The following is a 22,357-nucleotide window of genomic DNA, read 5'->3' on the forward strand; positions in this document are numbered from 1 at the left end:
TTTTACAACTTAGTAGGAAGTTCATTTAAATAGCATGTCAAGCTGCTGCTGCGTAACATCAACCGTATCAAAGTCAGAAGGAGTAAACTGTTCCTGCTGCTCGTTAACAACGTGAGCGATCATTGCTTGCAACTGCTGTACATACAGATCCATCCATTGCCTGATGACATCTTGGCCGAAAGCCTCATTGTGATACATCAATTCCAACCTAAGTCTTCCTTGCATAACCAGACTGTTCAATTCCAATTTGGCATTCATCCGATTCTCCGGATGAATTTCTGTCATATTTTCACGATAGACAAGCTCAAACCAATCATTATTCGCTTCCTTGCCAAACTGACCTAAATAATTAAATCTGAACGGAGCAGGCTCCTGATCCTGCATAGGCAGCACTTTATTCATATAAGCGAGTACCCCGTAGCTTAGTCCTTTATCAGGTACCTGCCGCAATTGCTCCTTGACTGCTTGAATTTGTTTGGAAAGGGGAGCTTGCGGCAATTCCAACCTAATTGGAAACAGTGCCGTAAACCAGCCGACCGTCCTTGATACATCTATCCCATCCAAATGACGCCCGTGTTTTTCCAGCTCTATTCCGATAACAGAAGATCCGTCAAGCAGATGCATCGTTCTAGCAAGAGCTGTCAGCATTAAATCTACCGGATCGGTCTTATAGGCTCGATGAGCTTGCGTAAGCAATGCATGCGTGTTATCAGCATCAAGCCAGCCTACATGGCATCTCCTATGTGCTGAACTCCAATCATCGACTTCTGCAGCTTGTAGCAACGATCCTGATGCAGCCTGTAGATTAGATCTCCAATAGTCTGCTTGCTGCATGACGGAGGCTTGACCTGCATATTGAAGAACTCCTTCATACCAATTCGTGAGCGAGGCTGTTTTGGCTGGCATTTGTACAGGCAGGCTCAACGATAATTGTTCATAGGCAAGCTTGAGATCCTCCAGCAAAATTCTCCATGATACACCATCGATAACAAGATGATGTGCTGTAATGAATACATAATCCGTTTGATCACGGGAAGTAAATACGCTTGCTTGGAAGAGCAGATCTTTAGTGATGTCCACTTCAGACTTCATACGTGCTGCTGCCGTCTCAATCTCGATCATGTTCTGCTCTTCCAGATGCCCCTCCAGCATGTATCGATGTAACGAAAATAACGCACTTGCATGCTCCTGTTCAAAAAATAGGGAATTACTATTCTCCTTAACATTCAGCCGTAACCCGTCATGATGGATAATCAATCGTTCGAATGCCATACGGAGACGTTCCAGCTCAATCGGCTGTCTCATTTTAAGCAGCACGCTTTGATGATAGTGGCCGATCTGAGAAAGTTTTTGTTCAAAAAACCAATGGTCGATTGGGAACATTCCCTTCTCTCCCGATACAAGACCTTGCTCATAATTATTTTCTGCTGCGTTCATGTCCAAATGCTCACATACTAAAAATATTGTCTGATGCTGCAAAATCTGTTTCGTCTCAACTGGAATACCAAGCTGCTTAAGTTGAGATGAAATTTGGATCGCTTTAATGGAGTCTCCGCCTAGCTCGTAAAATTCGTCATGAACACCTACTTGGTCCAGTTCAAGAATGTCTGACCATACGCGCACGCAAATTTCTTCCGTCTTATTGCGCGGGTTCCCTTCCACGACATGGGTACGAACCTGTTCCTTGGGTTTAGGAAGCGCGTCAGGATTCACCTTCCCGTTGGGAGTCAAAGGAATCTGATCCACCTGAATGAAATAGGAAGGCATCATATATAGAGGAAGCGTTACGCTCAATTCCTTGCGGATATTCGATAATGAGATAGGTTGAGAGGCGACCACATACGCGCATAAATAAGCTTGTTCTGCATGATCCCGATGAGCCAACACGACTACTTCTTTAATTTCATCCAGTTGAGCTATAACGTGCTGTACTTCTTGCAGTTCAATACGATAACCACGAATTTTCACCTGGTTGTCTGCACGTCCGATATATTCTAAGCTGCCATCAGGCAGCCAACGCGCCAAATCACCTGTCCGATACATAGCTGCATCAACATGTTCCGAGAAGAAGTCTTTTACGAACCGCTCCTCTGTTAACGCTGGACGGCCATAATAACCTCGGGCCACCCCGTCTCCGGCTATATATATTTCGCCAACACTGTATTTGGGTACGAGACGTCGATCGCTATCCAGCAAGTAAATTTGCACATTATCTGCAGCTTGTCCTATAGGAACGACTGCGCGCTGATCTTGTGAATTGTAGTGGTATATCATACAGCCAACAACGGTTTCCGTTGGGCCGTATTCATTGTAAATGGACACCCGCCCGCCAAAACTGTTCAATACATCCATCGCCAATTGGGTATCAAGCTGCTCTCCACCTACTATTAATGTGGTGACGGAAGAATTGCGATTATCCCAATCTTTAATAATTTTGAGGTGAGAAGGCGTTAATTTCACAATCTGGACCTTGTTATGTGCAAATACGTGTTGGATAGCCAAATCCTTGTCATCTTCCCCATAAATGACGATTTTGCCGCCTGTTATGAGAGGAGTAAATATGGAAGTGACCGTCAAGTCGAATGAAATAGAGGAATAAAGAGGAAAATTAACTTGCCTATGCTGTGTGTATACTTTCTTTGCCCACCATATATAATTGACCAGTCCTTGCTGTTCAACCATGACGCCTTTCGGTTTCCCTGTAGAACCAGACGTATAAATGATATACGCCAACTGGCGCGGCGACCCCGTTCGAATGACAGGCTCAACATTGTAATCGTGCCCCAGAGACGGATCAAGTACATTAACAACCGTACCTGTGTAATCAAGTTGATTACTCCTGTGCCCATCCGTTATTAGTATCGGCGACTGGCTGTCTTCCAACAAATAAGCGATGCGCTCTGTTGGGTACTCGATATCGATCGGTAAATAAGCGCCTCCTGCTTTCATAACAGCAAGAATACTAACGATCTGCTCAATGCAAGGTGGCAGCAGGATGGCAACCAACATGTCCTGCTTCAGTCCATGTGCGATAAGGACACGGGCCAGACGATTGGCTTGTTCGTCAAGCTCCCGATATGTGGCCATCTTTTGACCGAATTCAACTGCGATGTGATCAGGGGTTATGGCAGCCTGATCCTCGAACAACCAATGCATTAAATTATCTTTCGGATAATGGCAAGCGGGACCTATTCCCAATTGCATTAGTTCTTCACGCTGCGATACGTTCAATACGGACAGTTCCGACAACAATCGCTCTGGATTTCCGCATATTTGTCCCAGCAGATTGCAGTAGTATGCTCCCATCTCTGCAATCATGTCCCGTTCATACAGTGCTGAACGATATTCCCATTCAAGCACTAGTGCATCATCCATCTCTTCGACAATTAACGAAAAATCAAACTTGGAGGTTTTCGCTGCATACGGAACTCGTTCAATACGCAATTCACCCTCATTCCAAGTTGCTTTCGCCATATTTTGATAAACAAACATCGTATCGAATAGTGGATTTCGACTTGCATCCCGCTTGATGTCCAATTGTTCAATAAGTTGATCGATTGGATAATCTTGATATTCAAGAGCAAGAAGCGTTTTTTCTTTCATTTCTCGTACATACTCAGATATCGTCTTATGTCCTTCAGGTTGACTGCGGATCGCAAGTGTTTGCACAAACATGCCTGCTGTATGCTCCGTTCCACTCACGTTTCTGCCTGCTGATGAAGTGCCTACGATCAGATCTTGCTGCCCCGCGCATTGGGCAAGCATAAGTTTGTAAGCGGCTAAGAGCACCATATAGACACTTGCATGCTGGTCTCGGGCGAATTGTCTACAGCGTTCCGCCAGTTCTTTATCCACCTTCATATAGTAACGGTCGCCTACATCGGATAGTAGTGCAGGGCGCGGATAATAGGTGGGCATTTCAAGAACGGGCAGCTCTCCCGACAACTCAGTCAACCAGTAAATCTGCTGAGCTTCATCGATAGGCTGCTTATGACGCCATGTGGAATAGTCTGTAAAAGAAATTGAGGTCTGCTTGAGATTATGGTTCTGGCTCGATACTATCTGAGCGAACTCTCCCATCACAATGTGCATCGAGGTACCATCCATTACACTGTGATGAATATCAGCAAGGAATACATACTGCTGCTCAGAAATTTTACACAGTTTCACTCGCCACGGCGGAGCCTTATGGAGATCATGAGGCTGAACGAATGATTCTGTATAGCCTTGTATGTCTGTAAGTCCAATAACTTCTTCGTAAGCTACGGATGAAGCAGCATCAAAGTTCGAAGCTATTTGCTGCATGAGTTCTCCATCGTGAAATGCAAAATAAGTTTGGAACGTTACATGTCTCGCTACAAGCATCTGCCATGCATTTTGTACCGTCGCAAGCGAAACCTTACCTTCCAACTTCAGTACGGTTACGATGTTATAGCTTACGCCATCTGTATTCAACTGCTGCCATGCATAGATGCCCCGCTGGGAATTCGTGGCTGGGAACATCGTTGCTCCCCCCGTAGTGGGTGTTACGATAAACTCCTCTCGCTCAATCGTTTGAGCGTTGTCGATAAGATGGGCCAACTGACGGATCGTCGGTTTATGAAAGACATCATGCAAGGCGAGCTTTACACCGAACTCCGCCCGAACTGCTGCGATTAAATAAGTTAACTGCAGGGAATTGCCTCCCCAATCGAACAAGCTATCGCCAATGCTGATCGCTTCCACCCCAAGCAGATTACAGCAAAGCTCTAACAATCGCTCTTCCGTTTCCGTTGTTGGCAGTTCAAGCTGACGTTCTTGCCTATAACGATCCATAAACTCCGACAACTGCTTTACTTCATCGGCGAATATTTGCTGATCATACCATTCACTCAGTTTATAACGCTGTATTTTCCCGCTCGTTGTCTTTGGCAATTTTGCTACTGGAATGACATGTTTCACGGCAATCCCCAGTTGCTGCTGCACATGGCTGTGCAAAGTGAGTGCCAGCGGGGCAAATGCATCAATCTTGCCGTGATGTGCAACAAACAGCAGCACATCATCACTTTTCGTCTCAGGATTGCTTACACCGCATGCAGCAATAGTCCCGAGCTTAATCGGCTCTACATTTTCGCATATCCGTTCGATATCATGGGGATATACATTTTGACCATTGACGAATAGTATATCTTTGGCACGTCCAGTCACGTATAATCGACCATTACGCATAAAGCCAAGATCTCCTGTACGAAGCCAACCACTCTTCGTTATGCGCTCAGTTGTAGCAGATTCATTATTGTAATATCCAGAGGTAACGTTTCTGCCTTTAATGAAAATTTCGCCGATCATGAGCTCACCAAGTTCGTTTCCAGACTCGTCTGCGATCTGTAGAAAACAATCATCAACGGGACTGCCCACATCTACAAATGTAATTCCGTTATCTTCGTCTGTTTCTTCAACCCTGTTTCCAAGTGAAAGGTGGCTTCTAGACAGGTGGATCTGCCGAACCTCCTCACCAAGCGGAGGAAAGGTGACAGCAAGACATGCTTCAGCCATGCCATACACTGGAAACATCGCGTGTGGTTGTAAGCCGTACGGTGCAAGAGTGCCCATGAATTTGGTAGCAAGCTGTGCTGAGATCGGCTCTGCCCCGTTAAAGATAAGCCGTACATGAGACAAGTCCCATGATGCTGCCGTGTCGGGTTTGAACTTCCCCATAAAGTATTGATAGCCGAAATTAGGTGATGAAAGCACCGTCGCACGATGTTCACTGCACTTTAGCATCCATAGTGCTGGACGGCGGACAAATAGCGAAGTAGGCATTATATATTGCTGAACTTGTACAGCGATCGGAACCATATGGCAGCCGATGAGTCCCATATCATGCGTTAAAGGCATCCAGCTAAGGATGGAATCTTTCGTACCGATACCCGCGCCATTGATCATGGCATTCAGATTGGTCAACAAGTTATCATGAGTCAGTATGACACCCTTTGGATCGCCTGTAGAGCCCGAAGAGAACTGGATAAATGCTGGATCAGATGCGTTCGGTTCATGAATGATTCCGATGGGACATAGATCTGGATTCAGACTATCGGCAAAAAAGGTGCGCTTTTGCATATCGGTCCATTGTTCTTGGAAATCTGAGCGTTGAGCAAAAGCCTCTACATAAGAACGGTTATTTTCCGTAATAAGAAGTACCGGTCGATCCAGAACCTTCCATATTTGAAACAACTTCCGCTTATGTTCATCGTTATTACCAACAGATACAGGGACTGGAATAAATCCGCCCAGGACGCAGGCCCAAAACATTTTTATGAAAAGTTCTTCATCCTCAATTTGGAATAGAACCTCGTCTCCAGGTACGAGTCCTTTATTTTGAAAATATCCCGCTAGTCTTTGAGCCGCTTCATACAATAGCTTGTACGAAAGAAAGCTTTCTTTTTGACTACTCTGTATAAAAGTAACTCCTATATCTTCATGTTGGCTTGCAGCACGCAGCATGTCCGTCAGTCGCCTGATTCCCATCAACCCGCCTCCCTGCCTAGTTATAATTGTAAAACCCTACGCCTGTTTTTTTGCCGTGCAGACCAGCATCTACCATCTTTTTCAGCAACGGAGCTGCTCTAAACTTCGAATCCTGATAACTTTCATAGAGCACATTTAATGAATTCAGAACAGTATCCAATCCGATCAGATCCGCCGTTTCTAGCGGGCCCATTTTATGTCCATAGCATTTTTTGAAAATATCATCTACTTCCTGCGGGGAAGCAACCTGATCTTGAACAACATAAGCCGCTTCATTCATAAACAGATGGGAAATTCGATTTGAAACAAATCCCGGCATATCATTAACTAGAATCGCTTCTTTATCCAAGCAGGACAATAGACGGTTGGCCTGTTCAATTGTATCCGTCGAGGTATGGTAGCCTCGAATCACTTCGACAGAGGATTTCAAATAAACAGGATTCATAAAATGCATGCCGATCACCTTGTCTGGGCGTCTAGTAAAACTGCCAATGCGGGTAATAGAAATACAAGACGTGTTGGCGGCAAAGCAAACTTCCTCTGGACAGACTCGGTCAAGCTGTTCAAATATTTCTTTCTTTGTTTCTTCATTTTCCGTAGCATTTTCAACAATAAAATCACAGCTCTCGACTTCTGCTATATCCGTGCTGAATGTAACTAGCGCTAGCGCTTGCTCTGGTGTTAGCCGAGGAGCGGAACGGTTAAGCAGCGGGGCAAGACGCACTGTGTGCACGATATCTGCTTTCGCCTTTGCAAGTGCTTCCTCACTCGTATCAATTAGCACGGAAGGAATACCATGCAAAATGAGATCAACCGACAACCCTATCCCCATCGTACCCGCTCCAATGATACCTACCATATATCCCATAAGTCCAACCCCTTACCTGATATTAAGAAATCGAATGATCTTCAATTTTGACTTGAATATAAGAAGGAAACGGCTGTATGACAGTCAAATCATTCTCGAATACAATAACGTCTTCTTGATTGTGGATTTCTTTAAAATTCGAAAATCGGTATGTCATTTCCATCATACGGTTGCGGCCAGTTTTACGGAAATCTCCCCGCAGCACTTTATTATCAGCCTTACATTCTTGCATAATATGGCTGAGAAGCACGCTGCCAACTCCGCGTGACATAACTCGGCATGACATAAGCAATAATTTCATATGCCAAGCTGTATCGCCCTTCTCGATCAAGGCCATTCCGATTTTGCCATATGAACCATATCTGTCCGTCAATTCGCATACAAGCAATTTATGCCGGTCTGAACTTCGATAACGGTCCAGCTCTTCAAAATCATACGTAATACCCGTAGAATTCAATTGATTTGTTCTAACTGTTAGTTCTTCGGCCCGCTTCAAATCCTCTTGCTGCGCTTCAGAGATAATAAACTCCATTTGAAGAGAAGCGAGAAACTCTTCTTTCGGCCCCTCAAATTGTTCCTCTTCTTCATTACGTATTTGATCTTGCCTATACATGTCGCGTCGACGGGCTGAATCGACAGTGATAAATGCTGGGTTTAGCCTTGCATGTGACAACATCCCCGAAATATCATCAGGAGACCAACAAGTAACTTCAGGGTGCACGCTTGTTACTTCATCTCGTTCAAATGGTTGATCATCCAAAAATAGCATCGTATCCATGCCAATATTTAATTTGGATTGAATCCATGACACATTTCCTGACTTAGCATTCCAATTGATGGCAGGATACAAAAAGTAGTTTGCAATACCCAGTTCTTCCAACTTCGCATATGCATGTACATGCTCATTTTTACTTGAAATCGATTGGAGGATGCCTCGAGCATCCAATTCCTTAAGTGCTTCAGCAATGCCTGGGCGCAATTTTACATCTGGGGATTCAAGAAGAACACCGTTCCAAATCGTATGATCCAAATCCCATATCACACATTTGATTTCTTTTTCCTTCAGACTCATGCAGTAAACACCTGTCCCTTCATGATTGATGCTATATCAACTTTTCGTTGTACCCGTATGCGGTTATTGGCAGTATTCTCTATTATTTTTCGACTGCTCATATCGTTGTTGATTCAGTATCTCGCTGCACGTCCAAATTTCACCGAAACAATAACTGACTGACCGTATCGTCACTATAGGGTCGCACTGTGTATTTATTTGATAGAGTTAGCGCTTTACGGTAAGGTGAATTAGCTTAACTGGAGCATCATAAAATCGGGATAGTTAGCGGAAATATGGGTTATCTTGACGCGAATGCGTGCTAAATGGAGAGATTTTAAAACTGTGGCATAGCTGAGGGAATGCCCTATAAGAAGTTGGGTAACTCAATAAAATAGTGTTCACTGCTTTCCCAACCGAAAAAAATCGGTGGGAAATCACACTTAAACATGACTGCCAAATGTTTTCCAGCAATTCACTTATATAATACAACCACCTACTACCTTATTCAACCATAAATTAAATATAATGAATTTATTGCAAACTGATGGACTGTTGCGAAGTGTGGGAGCTTACGCCTTGTATAATACAAGAAAATGAAGTGGGCTTACACGTTTACATTTCAAAAATTCAACTGAGAAGAAGGAGCGAATTTAATTCTATAAATATAAAATGCATTATTCTAACTATAAGTTTGTCACGGCATTTGGGAAGATAACCCCAAAATTACCGCGACAAACTTGTAAAGCTCACAAAGGAAAACCTACTTATTTAAAACAGCTTATAGATGGACTGCCCTTAGGAAATGATCAAAGTGTTAGGATCTAGTTTATCGCTAGTTATCTATTTATTCAAACTATATTATTTAATAAACATCTACCAGCCTAGAAAGATATGATAGATTGAAGAAACATAGCGACGATTTGATTGCCTTTCCACGGTCTTTACGCCCACTCTTTTTCGTACTGCTCTTCTTTGTAACCAATTGTCGTCTTCTGTCCATCCGTAACAATAGGACGCTTCAACAATTTCCCATTCTCAGACAATAGCTTAAGCTGCTCTTCAACTGACATCCCTGACAGCTTGTCCTTCAATTGCAGCGCTTTGTACACTTCGCCAGACGTGTTGAACCATTTCTTAAGTTCCAAACCACTGCTGGCAACAAGTTTCTCCAACTCCTGAACAGTAGGAGGCTCCTCTATAATTGGAACTTGTTTGACGTTATGGCCTTGATCCTTAAGCCATTTTACTGCTTTGCGGCAAGTGCTGCATTTAGAATACTCATAAATAGTTACATCCACGGTTCAATCTCCTCTCAAATGTACAACTGCGGTCAGACTCTATAATTATGAATCTCGTATGCCTTATCTTTCTACAGTTCTGCACCATGTTCTAGCTCCTGCTCCAATTGAACCAAATCCGCTGGCAACGGTGCCGTAAAACATACTCGTTCGCCTGTCATCGGATGATAGAAATGAAGCTCCGCTGCATGCAAGGCATGGCGTTTCATTGAAGTACGCAGCTCTGAGTCTGGGTTATAAAATTTATCGCCAATGAGCGGGCAGCCAATATGCTGCATATGAACACGGATTTGGTGCGTTCGTCCAGTCTCCAGTACACATTTAATCTTTGCCGCCTTAGCATGATAGCTAGCAATGGTCTCGTAATGTGTCGTTGACGGATACCCTTCAGGTGTGACAATTCGCAAATGACGCTCCTCAGGATCACGATCAATAGGGGCATGGACAGTCCCTTGCGGTGGTTGCGGAGCTCCTTCTACATAGGCAACATAACGCTTAAATACGTCTCCGCGCTGCAATTGCTCAGACAATTGCTGATGAGCGTATGCATGCTTCGCAATGAGCAATACACCCGATGTTTCCTGATCCAATCGATGCACAGGTCGAAAACGTGTCTGCTCACCGCGACTGCGCCAATAATGGACAATGCCATTTGCTAATGTGCCGTTTGGGAAACCGTACGTAGGATGCACAACCAAATTTGGCGGCTTATGAACAACAAGAATATCTTGATCTTCATAGATAACCTCAATAGGTATGGGCTCAGGTTGGATACTTTCCACTTGAGGTTCTGCAATACGTACGCGGACTACATCTCCTGCTTGCAGCGGCTTATGACCGTAGGATGAGCTTCCATTTACCGTTAGCCCTCCCTCAACCCGCTTCAAGCGCGTGATAAGCCGTCTCGACATTTTCAAGCGGGAAAGAAGCACCGTGCGGAGCATAATACCTGCTTCATCCTCAGCGACACAATAGGTTAGCTCGGCAGCATCCCATGTCTCCGGCTGCACATCTGTTATTTCCTCTGTGAGATTTTCATCATGTTGCTCGCGATTATCATCAAATTGCTCATTGAAATGATTACTCATGCTGCTCCTTCTCCACTCGGCTGCGGAATACATGAGCACTCCTTGCATATTCTACGTCTTCCACAGCTGTCAATCCATTTGCCCGTCGAGCCGCTGTAAAGAAATAGTCAGACAAGCGATTCACATACTTTAGCACTTCCTGATGGATTGACTCCTGGTGAGACAACGTCACAATGCTGCGCTCTGCACGCCTGCATACCGTCCGACACACATGAAGGGCTGCTGCTGCTGGATGACCGCCTGGCAAAATAAATCGCGTCAGAGGAGCATTTTCTGACTCATGCTGATCAATCCACTTCTCTAGATTCGTCACCATCTCTGGAGCAACTTTGAACACAGCTTTCCCTTGAGACTCATCAGCAAAGGCAAGATCTGATCCGCAGTCAAACAATTCATGCTGGATTTGCAGCAGTTGTTCACGAAGCCCATGCAATCGCTCATCATTGCAAGCTGCATGTGCAACTGCCGTAAATGCATTCAGTTCATCTAACTCCCCATACGTATGTACTCGGATATGATCCTTGGCTACGCGTCCACCCTTTAGGGCCGTTAGTCCTTGGTCACCCGTTCGTGTATAAATATTCATCCGCTCCATCTCCTTGCTCTCCTTGGTTGTCACAGTAACAGTAACTCATAAACAAATGCTCTACTACCCTTCGTCCATACATAACAACTAACCGCGGAACTTGTTCCCACGCAATTCGTGGACTAGCCCTGCACTCATACGGAACCATTGATGCGACTGTTCTGCAAGCACACGATTAAATTGTGCAAGCTGCATGTGATAGCAGCGTTCACGCTTCGTCATAAAAGGGGTTATCGTCCCTGGATCACCAGTTACGACAAATAGCTTCCCTTGATAGGAAGAAACGGCATATTCTAATAGGAGACGCTTTTCATACATGAACTGCTCATATTGTTCATCCGATAAATATTGTTGCTCTGACAGCTGCTCATGTACTGCCGTAAAATATCGATCCGCTCCATCAATAACAACGACTCGACGATCCGCCCTGAACACATTCGATTCACGATTAATAACGTCCATAACTTGCGGCAATAACGTATCCGCCTTCACTGTTTTCCAGCGGAAGCCACGTTCCCCTTCGAATGCCTCATGCTCAGGTGACGAGGAACTGCCAACCATAACAAAAAGGCCTTCTCTGCCAAAGGACGCCGCATAACGGAGTACAAAAGACGTCTTGCCGCTAGCGACATGGCCCGTAACCCCGATTATCATATGTCATCCCTCCGTCCAGCCTTATCCATAACCATTAAGCAATATCCATCCTCATTTATCATGATGTATCGTCTCAAGCTGTACGTACTCTATTCATTAATGACCTTCCAACACCTTCAATAGTTCTATGGATTGATCGGCATTCGGCGTATGTATCGGCACCACCAGAGACAGTCCATCTACAGGAAGCCCTAGCTTCTTCACTCCTGCTAACTTCTCAGCAGGTAAGGCAAACAAATGAGATTCAACAACATTAGTGTTAGAATCCCCTTCTTCCTTCACAACGATACCATCCATTACGCCTTCTGGATATGGACTGCTGTCGAAATGTTCATCGAGCGGCAGCGTCCCTCCATTTTTGACATAACCATTTATATCTTCGGTAGGAGCTAAAATAAGACTATTTTCACCTACCATAAACTCTACCATCAGCTTCTGATGGCTATAAGTTGGAGCTACAACAACATCCACGGTAAACTTGTTTTTGAAATGATCATTTAAGCTTGTTTCTACCGAATCTACAACCTCGGCTGGCAGCGTAGTATGGTTCATAATAAACATCGTGACATCCGCTTTTTCCTTGCCGCAACCACTTAACATAGCTACAAACAGAAGCATCAGCACTGCGCTCATGATTCCCCTCTTCTGTCTACACATGATGGCGTCTCCTCTCCCCAATACAAATCACCATTATTCATTTCATCATACCATACAACTTACATGCAAAAAAAGAAGACCCCTTAAGGGGTCTCTTATGGATAAGTTCTATAAGTATTAGATTTCATATATTCATTGATCTTGATATCAAGCATACTGCTGATTTCAATTACATTATGTGCCGTAAACGATTGTTCTTCTTGAAACATTTGCTCCATCTGCTTGCGAAGGAGACAGATTTCTTGCTCAAGCATAAGCAGCTTTGATGAAACGTCCCTTGTTCTGCCCGACCATTTCGAATGATCGTTCTCGTCGCGAAATATGGAATGTGTATAACGGTTTAACGTAAAGTCCGAACAAAACAAGCCTTCCCCCCCTTTGCTGCTAAGCGTGTAACCGGATCATTTCATTTATTCCAGTAGATGAGACAAATGTAAAGATCCGTGTTATATTATAGCAGACAAAAACAAGGGAAACCAGTTTTTTCTATCATATCCAGCATCTTTTTCACATTTCCTGTTTGATTTTCGCCACAATTTTCCCCATACGTTCTATCGCTTCCGTCAATTGCGCAACAGATGTCGCATAGGAACAACGAAGGAATCCTTCGCCGCCTTTACCAAACACATTGCCCGGCACCGCAGCTACTTTTCCTTCGAACAACAATCGTTCTGCAAAGGCTTCAGAAGACAATCCAGTCGATTCAATCGACGGGAACGCGTAAAATGCACCCTGCGGTTCATGACAATCCAAGCCTATTTCTCTAAACCCCTTAACAACAAGCCTTCTTCGCATGTTGTAGGACTCTACCATTCTGTCTTTCTCTTCTTTTCCATTTTTCAAAGCCTCAAGCGCAGCAATTTGACCCATAACAGGGGCACACATAACCGTATATTGATGAATCTTCAGCATGGCTTCAATTAGGTCGCGATGTCCACAAGCATACCCCATACGCCATCCCGTCATTGCAAACGCTTTTGAGAAACCGCTTACTAGAATCGTACGTTCTTTCATTCCTGGTAGTGAAGCAAAGCTTACATGCTTTTGTTCATATGTCAATTCCGCATATATCTCATCTGAGATAACGATAAGATCATTTTCTTCAACAATTTTAGCAATTGGCAAATAGTCCTCATAAGTCATCGTTCCGCCTGTTGGATTGCTCGGGAAACATAGGATAAGCACTTTTGACTTAGGGGTAATAACCGCTTGCAGAGCTTCAGCTGTCAGCTTGAACTCATCTTTAGCCGATGTCTCAATACCTACCGGAACACCGCCCCCAATAGAGATAATCGGTGAGTAGGATATGTAACTTGGCTCAGGAATAAGGATTTCATCCCCAGTATTAACAAGAGTGCGCAATGCCAAATCAATCGCTTCCGAACCACCCACTGTCACCATAATTTCATTCGCAGGATTGTATTCAACATGGAACGAATCGTTCAAGTACTGACCGATCTCTTCACGCAATTCAGGAATACCTGCATTGGACGTATACTTTGTCATACCACGCTCTAACGAATACACACATGCCTCACGAACATGCCAAGGTGTACAGAAATCAGGCTCACCAACACCCAGTGTAATAATATCTTTACTGCCGCTTACCAAATCAAAAAATTTGCGAATACCAGACGGCGGAATAGAACGAACTAACGGATTAATATAATGCTGCATACCGGTAGGATTCTCCGCTTTCACTGTTTGGTTTACCATCGTCATTCACCTCACGGAGAAATAGCAAGACGGTGATCTTCCTCGTGCTCTTCGAAGATAATTCCATCCTGCTTATATTTTTTAAGAATAAAATGCGTCTTCGTCGAAAGAACAGCCTCAAGCGGCGATAACTTATCTGACACAAAAGAAGCAACTTCCCTTAGGTGCTTGCCTTCAACCTCAACCAGCAGGTCATAGGCACCAGACATTAAATAAACAGACTTCACTTGTGGGAACAAATAGATGCGTTCGGCAATGCTATCAAAGCCTCGCCCACGTTCAGGCGTAATTTGAACTTCTATAAGTGCAGTAACCTTTTCCTCTTCCACCTTGCTCCAGTTCACTACCGTGGCGTATTTCACGATAACATGGTCGTTTTCCAATTCCTTGATTGCCGTGCCAACCTCTTCTTCTCCTACACCAAGCAATGTTGCGATAAGGTCAGATGAGCGACGGGCATCTTCCTTCAACAGCTGCAAAATGTTTACCTTTAACTCACTTAGTTCTTTCATCATTTGACCCTCCCGTGATGCTGCGGCGCTTTAACATTGTAAACTGACCGTGCATCGTTAGTCGTGATATGAAATTATGATACACCCAATACATCTTATTGCCAACAACGATCCGAGATATATACATACTTTTATATAAAAAATACCCCCATCTTGCAATTAAGCCACATTTTGTAACTTAACTTACAAGACTGGAGGTACTTCAATTGTAATTCAATTATCCAGCTTATTGATGCGTATGATATGGATTAGTTACATGCGCACCATAGGGAGAATAATAAGCTGCGTGATGCTGCTGGCCATGAGAGGCATGCTGCTGTTGTCCATGTTGATGCGTATGTGCTGGGTGTGCGAACTTCTGTTTAACCAGCTGACTCGTTTGCTGCAGCATTTTTTGACTAGATTGCAGCTGCTTCTGCACTTCTTTCTGCTGCACAGGGGAAGGTGTCTCGTACATATTGTGTTGAGACATAAAATAATACAAATTGCCTTGCAGTGTCAATGTTCGATTTGTTAAGTCGGTAAACAATTGACGTACGGCCACACAATTCGCTTCCGTTGCTGCCGTTGTGTACTCACTTACTGTCCGCTTCAAATCTGCCAGTATCGTATAGAGCAAATCTTTGTCTGGCAAGAACTGTTGAGATGCATGTGGCATGTAACCAAATCCTTTTCCGCAATAGTGGTAAGCCTAGTCTAATGTCTAATTACAGCTCGTCCATCACCGTAGCATGTCGAGACTATCTATGCTTGAGGCTGTGTTGGAGCCAGCTGTACATGCTGTTGAAGAGATTCATGGAGCATATTATAGTGCTGCTGGTGCGCGTTTGCTTCCTGCGCAAGAAATTGATATACAGCATGATTCGATGTTTGTGAAGCTGCCGCCGCACATTGCTTTAACAATAAATCTTCGTTCGTTAAGCAATCCACTACGTACTCTAATTCTTTACTTGTTAAAGGCTGCATCTGGCCTCCAAAATGAGTCATCCTTATTTCTCCTTTCTGATTATTCTTTTGTGTATTATGAGCGATTTAACAGGGAATTATGTAGAGCGAAAGGAGAGAATGAGGATGGATCTGAAGGCCGGTTCGTTAGCTTGGCCTGTGACGTTGGAGCGAATAAGCGCGTATCCCCCAATTGGTCAAGATGAACAGTGCGACATCGTCGTAGTTGGAGGAGGAATGAGCGGAGCACTCACTGCCTATGAATTAAGCCGCCAAGGTTATCAAACGATTGTCGTCGACAAGCGGAGTATAGGAACGGGCAGTACTTGTGCGAATACAGGCCTACTTCAATTTTGCAATGATAAGATGTTGACCGCATGCATACATACTTTCGGCAAAGAAAGTGGCGTGCGATTCTATACCTTGTGCAAACAAGCTGTACAGCGACTATTTGATATAAAAAATGACTTAATTATTGACCCTGAGCTATACGAACGAAGCAGCTTGTACTATGCAAGTACGGAAGAAGATGTGCCTATACTGAAAAAGGAGTTCAATACCTTGTCCCATTATGGCTTTCCTGTTGAATGGTGGGACAAAGAAAAAATAAAGCAGCATTTTGGATTTACGAAGCCCGCTGCTGTAATTACGCATGGAGATGCGGAAGTAAATCCATTTCGAATGGTACATGCCTTATTAGAAACTTCTGTAGCGAAATATAACCTTCGCGTATTTGAGCACACGCGTATTTTAAGGCACCAAACAGAGCAACCGAATGAAATTATTTTATATACAGACCAAGGTTATCAAATTAAAGCGCGGCATGTCGTGTTTGCAATGGGTTATGAAACACAGGAGATGAAGCATGATCGGAATGCAGTGATAGAAAGTACTTATGCGATCGTTACGAAGCCAATCCCCCACTTAGAGCAGCTATGGCATAAGCGAATGCTTATTTGGGAAACAGCACGACCTTATTTGTATATGCGGACAACACCAGACAATCGCATCGTAGCAGGCGGGCTGGATGAAGACACAACCATTATTGAAGAACGGGATCGGATGCTGCCAAACAAATCGAAACAGCTCGTCCAAGAAATCGAGCAGCTGTTTCCAGCCATCGCTCCTATTGAAGCTGAGTATGAATGGACCGCCTTGTTTGGTTCCACTCATGATGGATACCCGATGATCGGGCCTCATCCCAAGTATATGAATTGTACCTTTATCGAAGTTTACGGAGGAAATGGAACCGTGTATAGCTCGATCGCTGCAAGTATGATCATTGACTTCGTGGAAAATGGAACTCATCCTGACGCGGAGTTGTTCACCTTCCAACGTTCCAATCACCCTTCTCCTCCTCATTAAGCAATATTGTCATGGTTGGCATCACTGGAGGCTGGTCTTTAATCGGTACAATATTTACTCCGGCCATCATTCACGAAACGTAAAAATGGCTCCTTCATTAGGGAGCCATTTTGTGCTTCTAGAACTATAATTTCGTTGTAATAAACGGCCTCATTAACAACGAACTGATCAAAGGCATGCAGCCGATAATAGCTAAATACAAAATAATCATCCAAGATTGCTCCGACCACCACACTACACCGATGAACATCGTAATACTAAGTATTCGCCCCAAGCAAAGCCCGCATTCCCTTAGTACGGTGAGCTCGACTCTATTTCTTGCCGCTTCATCATCTCTTCCCATTAAGTCAAAGATGGATGAGGTCATTGGGACGATAAACAAAGGTGAGAAAGAAGACATGATCAATCCGTACAGCAGCAAACTAATATAATTGACACCAAACAGCAAAGGAACTACAGCTGCTCCCATGCAAATCGTTCCGATCAGCATCGTTCGAGCGCGCCACACCCCTGACAGCCATTTTCCAACGACATAAAATACAACTAATGAGGCAAAGGAAGTGAGCATCGTATACGTGCCAAGCTTCAACTCATTACTGGTCGCAATATATACAAGCAGGCCAATTAAAAACATGTACACGCCGTCCCTTAAACCTTGTGCCATCATAGCAAAAAATGCTGCTCTCCATGGGCTGTTTTTATCACGCCATGCGTGTAGTGGAACTGTCCAATCGAAAGATGCACCCGGTGGTCTTTTCGATAACTTGAAGCTTAACAGTATGCCGCAGGCAAAAATAAATAGAGACACACTGAACATCATTTTGTAACCTGTCGGTCCATACGCAGTGATGACTAATCCCGATAACCAAGGAGCAATCATCGTACAAGAAGAGGCCACAATACCCGCCCCACCATTATACGAGTCGCGTGTGTACGCATTGGTTACCTCAAAATAAATGACGTTGTAAGCAAGCCAAAAACACCCTAACGAAGATCCAAGTACGATACCAAGCAATTCAACACAATGTATCGTATATTCTCCTAACAAAAGCACTAGCGTGTAAAATGCGCCTGACAGGACCATGCCCGCCCGCAGCCAAATCATTTTGTTTTTTTCCTTAACCCATTTGCCTCCTAATAAGAAGACTGCGCCCAAAGATAGCTGCTGAACAAGAGCAAACCATCCTATGAGCGCGTAATCGGGTTTTATTTTCCATAAGTATATATTTACATATGTGCCGGAGCATGCGTTAGCCAACGCAAACAAACTGTATACAGCAAACAGCAGTTTGGTCTGGTTGTCCCACTGTGTTGTTGGCATGAGTTAACCTCCCCCTTCACAGCTGCTAAGTAGGTTACTTATAACATACCCTGAAGGGAGAACACCCATGAACAACAGGCTTAAGGTAGATTACACCTTTTCGTTGTTCGCTTCCGAATCATTCATTTCTTGCAATTTTACAGTCATCGCTTCACGTCCTGTATGATTCAGCATGCGCTGTACATGGAAGCAAGACGTACACACATATACATCCAGCTTAAACGGTGCCGTCAACAATGGCTGGTGCATTCCTTCGTGCACATGCGGCTCAAAGGAACTGCCCGATACTGTCTCTTGACCTGCAAGTAGCATGTATTCGCGGCAATGCGAACATTCTGGCACATCAACTTGATGATGAATCAGCTTATCTGCGCTTTCTTGCAGCTTCAGCTTATCGGGACTTCCCCATTGCATGTTGTCTTCATCCCAGCCGAAATTGGACCAGCCTTTATTATCCGTGCTAGCTGTTCCATTTTCCTCAGCTTCCATTCTGCGGAGCTTCTTGTCGTCCTCATCAATTTCCAAATCCACAGAAAGTGAACGATAAGCATTGAGCTCATTCAGACAATGTGGACATTCCTCTTCTGGTCCTAGCACTTCATCCCATACGATTTCCGTATCACACCACGGACATACTTGTGTTGACATATTCTTCCTACCTACCTCTCTTGCCTAAGCACTGCAACCAGCAGTCCTTCAACAAACCTTTTTATGTTAAGCGTATTCGATCCAATAATAAATACCTATTGCCAAAAAGAGCGCCGCAAGGGCGAATAATGTTCCCCACAAATATTTCATCTCGGCAACCTCCGTTTATTTCACCATCTTGCCATTAGGAACGAAGTCATCAGGCATTAAGTTTCCAAGCTTGCTCCTATAATGTAAGACAGTGAAATGGATATAACCATTGCAAGAAATCCTACTGCACGGTTATCTCGTTCAATTTCTTCATCCAGTTTAAAAAATGGCATCAAAAATCCGAACAAAAAGTAAGCCGATAGCAATAAAACATATCCTAGTACGGCCCACTGCAGTGACGTATACAGCGAATCATAGGATTGGATGCCGAAACGAAAAATGTTGCATATCCCAAAAATTTTGCCACCCGTTGCCATAGCTACGCTCATATTACCGCGTTTGATCTCATCCCAGCATTTATAGCGTGTGACCGCTTCAAACAATACGAGCAGAACGATAAGCGCCAAGCAAGCTACCGAGAAATAGGCGAACATCTTAAAGTAAGGGTTTAACAACCACTGTCCGACTAGCGTTTCCATGTTCATATCCCCCCGTACCGTTACTCTTTACTTTCCATTATTTCAATTCTGCTACCGTAACGCCCGCTCCACCTTCGCCATATTGACCAAGTCGGAAGCTTTTTACATGCCTATGCCTGCGAAGGAACTCTTGTACGCCTGTTCGGAGCACTCCAGTACCCATTCCGTGAATGATGTACACCTGTCCAAGATTGCTTAGTAAAGCTTCATCAAGGAAGCGATCGACTTCAATAATGGCTTCCTCGACATTTTCACCGCGCAGATCAAGTTCAGAACGAAAATGTTCATCTCGGGATCGTTTGACCTTAGATCCTGACTTCTGCTTCTCGTATTCCATCGGCTTAGCAGCCGAAATAAGCTCTAGATCATCTTTGCGAACTTTCATCTTCATAATACCGAGTTGGACGACGGCTTCTGTTGCACCAGCCATCTCTACAACATGACCTTTTTGGTTCAGGCTGTATACTCTAACTTCATCGCCTGGTCCGATTTCACGTGGGGCCTTCGCCTGCTTGTTCTGGACGCCAAGCTTCTTCGCTGGAGCCGCTTCATCCAGCTTCTTGCGAGCTTCCGTCATACGATGATCTTGCAGCTTCGCGCCTTCTTGCGCCAGCTTGCGCAGCTCTTCGATCGCTTCCTCTGCTTCTTTTCTTGCTTTGTCCACAATCGAACGAGCTTCATCTTCTGCCCGTTCCATTCGTTTCTCGCGTTCTGCTTCATACTTAGCCCGCTCAGCTTCTAGTTCAGCTCGTAAAGCTTCGTTATTACGACGAAGCTGCTCTGCTGAATGTCGCTCTTCTTCTGCACGCAAACGGTTCTGCTCCAAAGAAGCAATCATCGTCTCGATCCTCAAATCTTCTTCCGTAACCTCACCCTTCGCGTGCTCGATAATGGAAGTAGGCAGGCCAAGACGTTCCGCGATAGCAAACGCATTACTGCGTCCAGGTACCCCAATTAAAAGACGATAAGTAGGTCTAAGCGTCTGCACATCGAATTCCATACTCGCGTTAATAATGCCTTTACGTTCATACGCATATGCCTTTAGTTCAGAGTAATGCGTTGTCGCTACGATACGGCAGCCCATTCGATGCATGTGCTCCAATAACGCGATTGCCAGTGCTGAACCCTCAGCAGGGTCTGTACCTGCACCTAACTCGTCCATTAGTACGAGACTTTTCGGTGTCATTTGCTTCAAAATGCGGATAATATTCGTAAGATGGCTTGAGAATGTACTCAAGCTCTGCTCGATACTTTGCTCGTCACCGATATCGGCATAAATCGCATCGAAGACACACATCTGACTGCCTTCATTCGCAGGTATGAATAAACCGGACATGGCCATGAGGCTCAACAGACCGACTGTTTTCAAACTAACTGTCTTACCGCCTGTATTGGGGCCTGTTACGATAATAGTTGTGTAATCATTGCCTAATTCTAAATCTGTAGGCACGACTACCTCACGTGGAATTAACGGATGTCTGCCTCGCTTTAGCTTGATATAGCCGCGATCATTCATCATTGGCAGTACAGACTTTGATTCATGTGCATAACGAGCCTTAGCAAAAATAAAGTCCAACAAAGCAATCGTATCAGTATCATACAAGAGCAAGTCGACTTGCTCCCCGACTCGATCTGTCAAACGGGACAATATCCGTTCAACTTCTCGCTCTTCTTGAAGCTTCGTCTCTCGAAGCTTATTGTTCATCATAACGATAGCTTCTGGTTCAATAAATAACGTAGCTCCTGAGCTGGACTGATCGTGAACGATACCGCCAAAATGACCACGATATTCTTGCTTAACAGGAATAACATAGCGGTCGTTGCGAATGGTAACGAGTTGATCTTGAAGCATCTTAGCCGTACTTTGTGAACGAATCATGGATTCCAGTTTTTCACGTATACGGGTTTCTCCGATACGGAGCTCTCGTCTTACCGTGGCAAGCTCAACACTGGCTTGATCAAGCACATCTCCTTGATTATCGACGCAATGGCGAATATCATCTTCAAGCGCTTTCTGATCACTTATGGAATCAACAAGCTGATTTAATAATGGCACTGGATGATCTTCATGCACACCGTTCACATAACGATTCATACGGCGCCCAGCATTCGTCAGGGCTGATATTTCCCACAGCTCAAGTGCATTTAGGATCGCACCAATACGCGCTCGCTGCAAGGCTGGACGTATATCTTTTACACCTGATAGCGGAGCTCCGCCTTTAAGACGATCTACCGTATACGCTTCGTCTGTAGCTTGAAGACTGCGCTTTACTTCTTCAAGATCGGAGCTTGGCTTCAAATTAAGCGCCAGCTCTTCTCCTAGATCAGTAGCGGCATATTTCGCCAAGCTTTGTGTTATCTTGGTATATTCTAAAGTTTTGAATATTTTAGTATCCAATCGAAGTCACGACTCCTCTCGGTTTCTCATTATAGCCTATCTCTTGGATGAAGGCGATGATGTCAGATGTTGTCATCATGAAGATAACAAATGTGGTTACACTAATTGTTG

Annotated in this window: 18 protein-coding genes; 1 reads left to right on the forward strand and 17 read right to left on the reverse strand. The window is 44.3% G+C overall.

Features of this window, described 5'->3' with window-relative positions; all coding sequences use genetic code 11:
• Nucleotides 1-21: 21 nt before the first annotated feature.
• The 13 genes from NQ117_RS08815 to NQ117_RS08875 form a co-directional block, all read right to left on the reverse strand.
• On the reverse strand, nt 22-6,507 hold the full coding sequence (locus tag NQ117_RS08815; protein WP_258277592.1) for a non-ribosomal peptide synthetase: 6,486 nt from the start codon (nt 6,505-6,507) through the stop codon (nt 22-24).
• 16 nt (nt 6,508-6,523) lie between these two features.
• Nucleotides 6,524-7,375, reverse strand: coding sequence for a 3-hydroxyacyl-CoA dehydrogenase family protein (locus NQ117_RS08820; RefSeq protein WP_258277593.1), 852 nt, complete (start codon nt 7,373-7,375; stop codon nt 6,524-6,526).
• Nucleotides 7,376-7,397: 22 nt separating this feature from the next.
• Nucleotides 7,398-8,447, reverse strand: coding sequence for an HAD-IIIC family phosphatase (locus NQ117_RS08825; protein ID WP_258277594.1), 1,050 nt, complete (start codon nt 8,445-8,447; stop codon nt 7,398-7,400).
• Nucleotides 8,448-9,370: 923 nt separating this feature from the next.
• Nucleotides 9,371-9,727: an arsenate reductase family protein gene (locus tag NQ117_RS08830; RefSeq protein WP_258277595.1), complete on the reverse strand. Its 357-nt coding sequence runs from the start codon at nt 9,725-9,727 to the stop codon at nt 9,371-9,373.
• 71 nt (nt 9,728-9,798) lie between these two features.
• Entirely contained in the window at nt 9,799-10,815 is a 1,017-nt protein-coding gene (locus NQ117_RS08835; RefSeq protein ID WP_258277596.1) for an RluA family pseudouridine synthase, read from the reverse strand.
• The gene (locus NQ117_RS08840) at nt 10,808-11,401 is read right to left on the reverse strand and encodes a cob(I)yrinic acid a,c-diamide adenosyltransferase (RefSeq protein WP_258277597.1); all 594 of its coding nucleotides are present in this window, start codon (nt 11,399-11,401) and stop codon (nt 10,808-10,810) included. Before NQ117_RS08840 ends, NQ117_RS08835 begins: the two co-directional genes overlap by 8 nt.
• Nucleotides 11,402-11,488: 87 nt before the next feature.
• Entirely contained in the window at nt 11,489-12,055 is a 567-nt protein-coding gene (locus NQ117_RS08845; RefSeq protein ID WP_258277598.1) for a bifunctional adenosylcobinamide kinase/adenosylcobinamide-phosphate guanylyltransferase, read from the reverse strand.
• 96 nt (nt 12,056-12,151) lie between these two features.
• Nucleotides 12,152-12,688: a hypothetical protein gene (locus NQ117_RS08850; protein WP_258277599.1), complete on the reverse strand. Its 537-nt coding sequence runs from the start codon at nt 12,686-12,688 to the stop codon at nt 12,152-12,154.
• Nucleotides 12,689-12,807: 119 nt separating this feature from the next.
• Complete coding sequence (locus NQ117_RS08855) at nt 12,808-13,077, reverse strand: aspartyl-phosphate phosphatase Spo0E family protein (RefSeq protein WP_258277600.1); 270 nt, start codon at nt 13,075-13,077, stop codon at nt 12,808-12,810.
• A 142-nt stretch (nt 13,078-13,219) separates the two neighbouring features.
• Nucleotides 13,220-14,428 (reverse strand): aminotransferase class I/II-fold pyridoxal phosphate-dependent enzyme, encoded by a 1,209-nt coding sequence (locus tag NQ117_RS08860; protein ID WP_309137860.1) that lies wholly within the window; start codon nt 14,426-14,428, stop codon nt 13,220-13,222.
• 11 nt (nt 14,429-14,439) lie between these two features.
• Complete coding sequence (locus NQ117_RS08865; RefSeq protein ID WP_258278209.1) at nt 14,440-14,940, reverse strand: Lrp/AsnC family transcriptional regulator; 501 nt, start codon at nt 14,938-14,940, stop codon at nt 14,440-14,442.
• Nucleotides 14,941-15,166: 226 nt separating this feature from the next.
• Entirely contained in the window at nt 15,167-15,598 is a 432-nt protein-coding gene (locus NQ117_RS08870; RefSeq protein WP_258277601.1) for a spore coat protein, read from the reverse strand.
• 86 nt (nt 15,599-15,684) lie between these two features.
• Nucleotides 15,685-15,927 carry a hypothetical protein gene (locus NQ117_RS08875; protein WP_258277602.1) on the reverse strand — a complete coding sequence of 81 codons (243 nt, stop codon included), beginning with the start codon at nt 15,925-15,927 and terminating at the stop codon, nt 15,685-15,687.
• An 84-nt stretch (nt 15,928-16,011) separates the two neighbouring features.
• Between NQ117_RS08875 and NQ117_RS08880 the strand changes: the two genes are divergently transcribed.
• Nucleotides 16,012-17,250: an NAD(P)/FAD-dependent oxidoreductase gene (locus NQ117_RS08880; protein ID WP_258277603.1), complete on the forward strand. Its 1,239-nt coding sequence runs from the start codon at nt 16,012-16,014 to the stop codon at nt 17,248-17,250.
• A 124-nt stretch (nt 17,251-17,374) separates the two neighbouring features.
• On the opposite strand, the gene NQ117_RS08885 is transcribed toward NQ117_RS08880, so the two are convergent.
• The 4 genes from NQ117_RS08885 to NQ117_RS08900 form a co-directional block, all read right to left on the reverse strand.
• Entirely contained in the window at nt 17,375-18,571 is a 1,197-nt protein-coding gene (locus NQ117_RS08885; protein ID WP_258277604.1) for an MFS transporter, read from the reverse strand.
• A gap of 90 nt (nt 18,572-18,661) precedes the next feature.
• Nucleotides 18,662-19,219 carry a hypothetical protein gene (locus NQ117_RS08890; RefSeq protein WP_258277605.1) on the reverse strand — a complete coding sequence of 186 codons (558 nt, stop codon included), beginning with the start codon at nt 19,217-19,219 and terminating at the stop codon, nt 18,662-18,664.
• Nucleotides 19,220-19,425: 206 nt separating this feature from the next.
• The gene (locus NQ117_RS08895; protein ID WP_258277606.1) at nt 19,426-19,848 is read right to left on the reverse strand and encodes a DUF350 domain-containing protein; all 423 of its coding nucleotides are present in this window, start codon (nt 19,846-19,848) and stop codon (nt 19,426-19,428) included.
• Nucleotides 19,849-19,885: 37 nt separating this feature from the next.
• The gene (locus NQ117_RS08900; RefSeq protein WP_258277607.1) at nt 19,886-22,246 is read right to left on the reverse strand and encodes an endonuclease MutS2; all 2,361 of its coding nucleotides are present in this window, start codon (nt 22,244-22,246) and stop codon (nt 19,886-19,888) included.
• Nucleotides 22,247-22,357: the final 111 nt, after the last annotated feature.

The sequence above is a fragment of the Paenibacillus sp. SC116 genome, assembly GCF_024733555.1.
In the GTDB taxonomy this organism is placed as follows: domain Bacteria; phylum Bacillota; class Bacilli; order Paenibacillales; family Paenibacillaceae; genus Paenibacillus_B.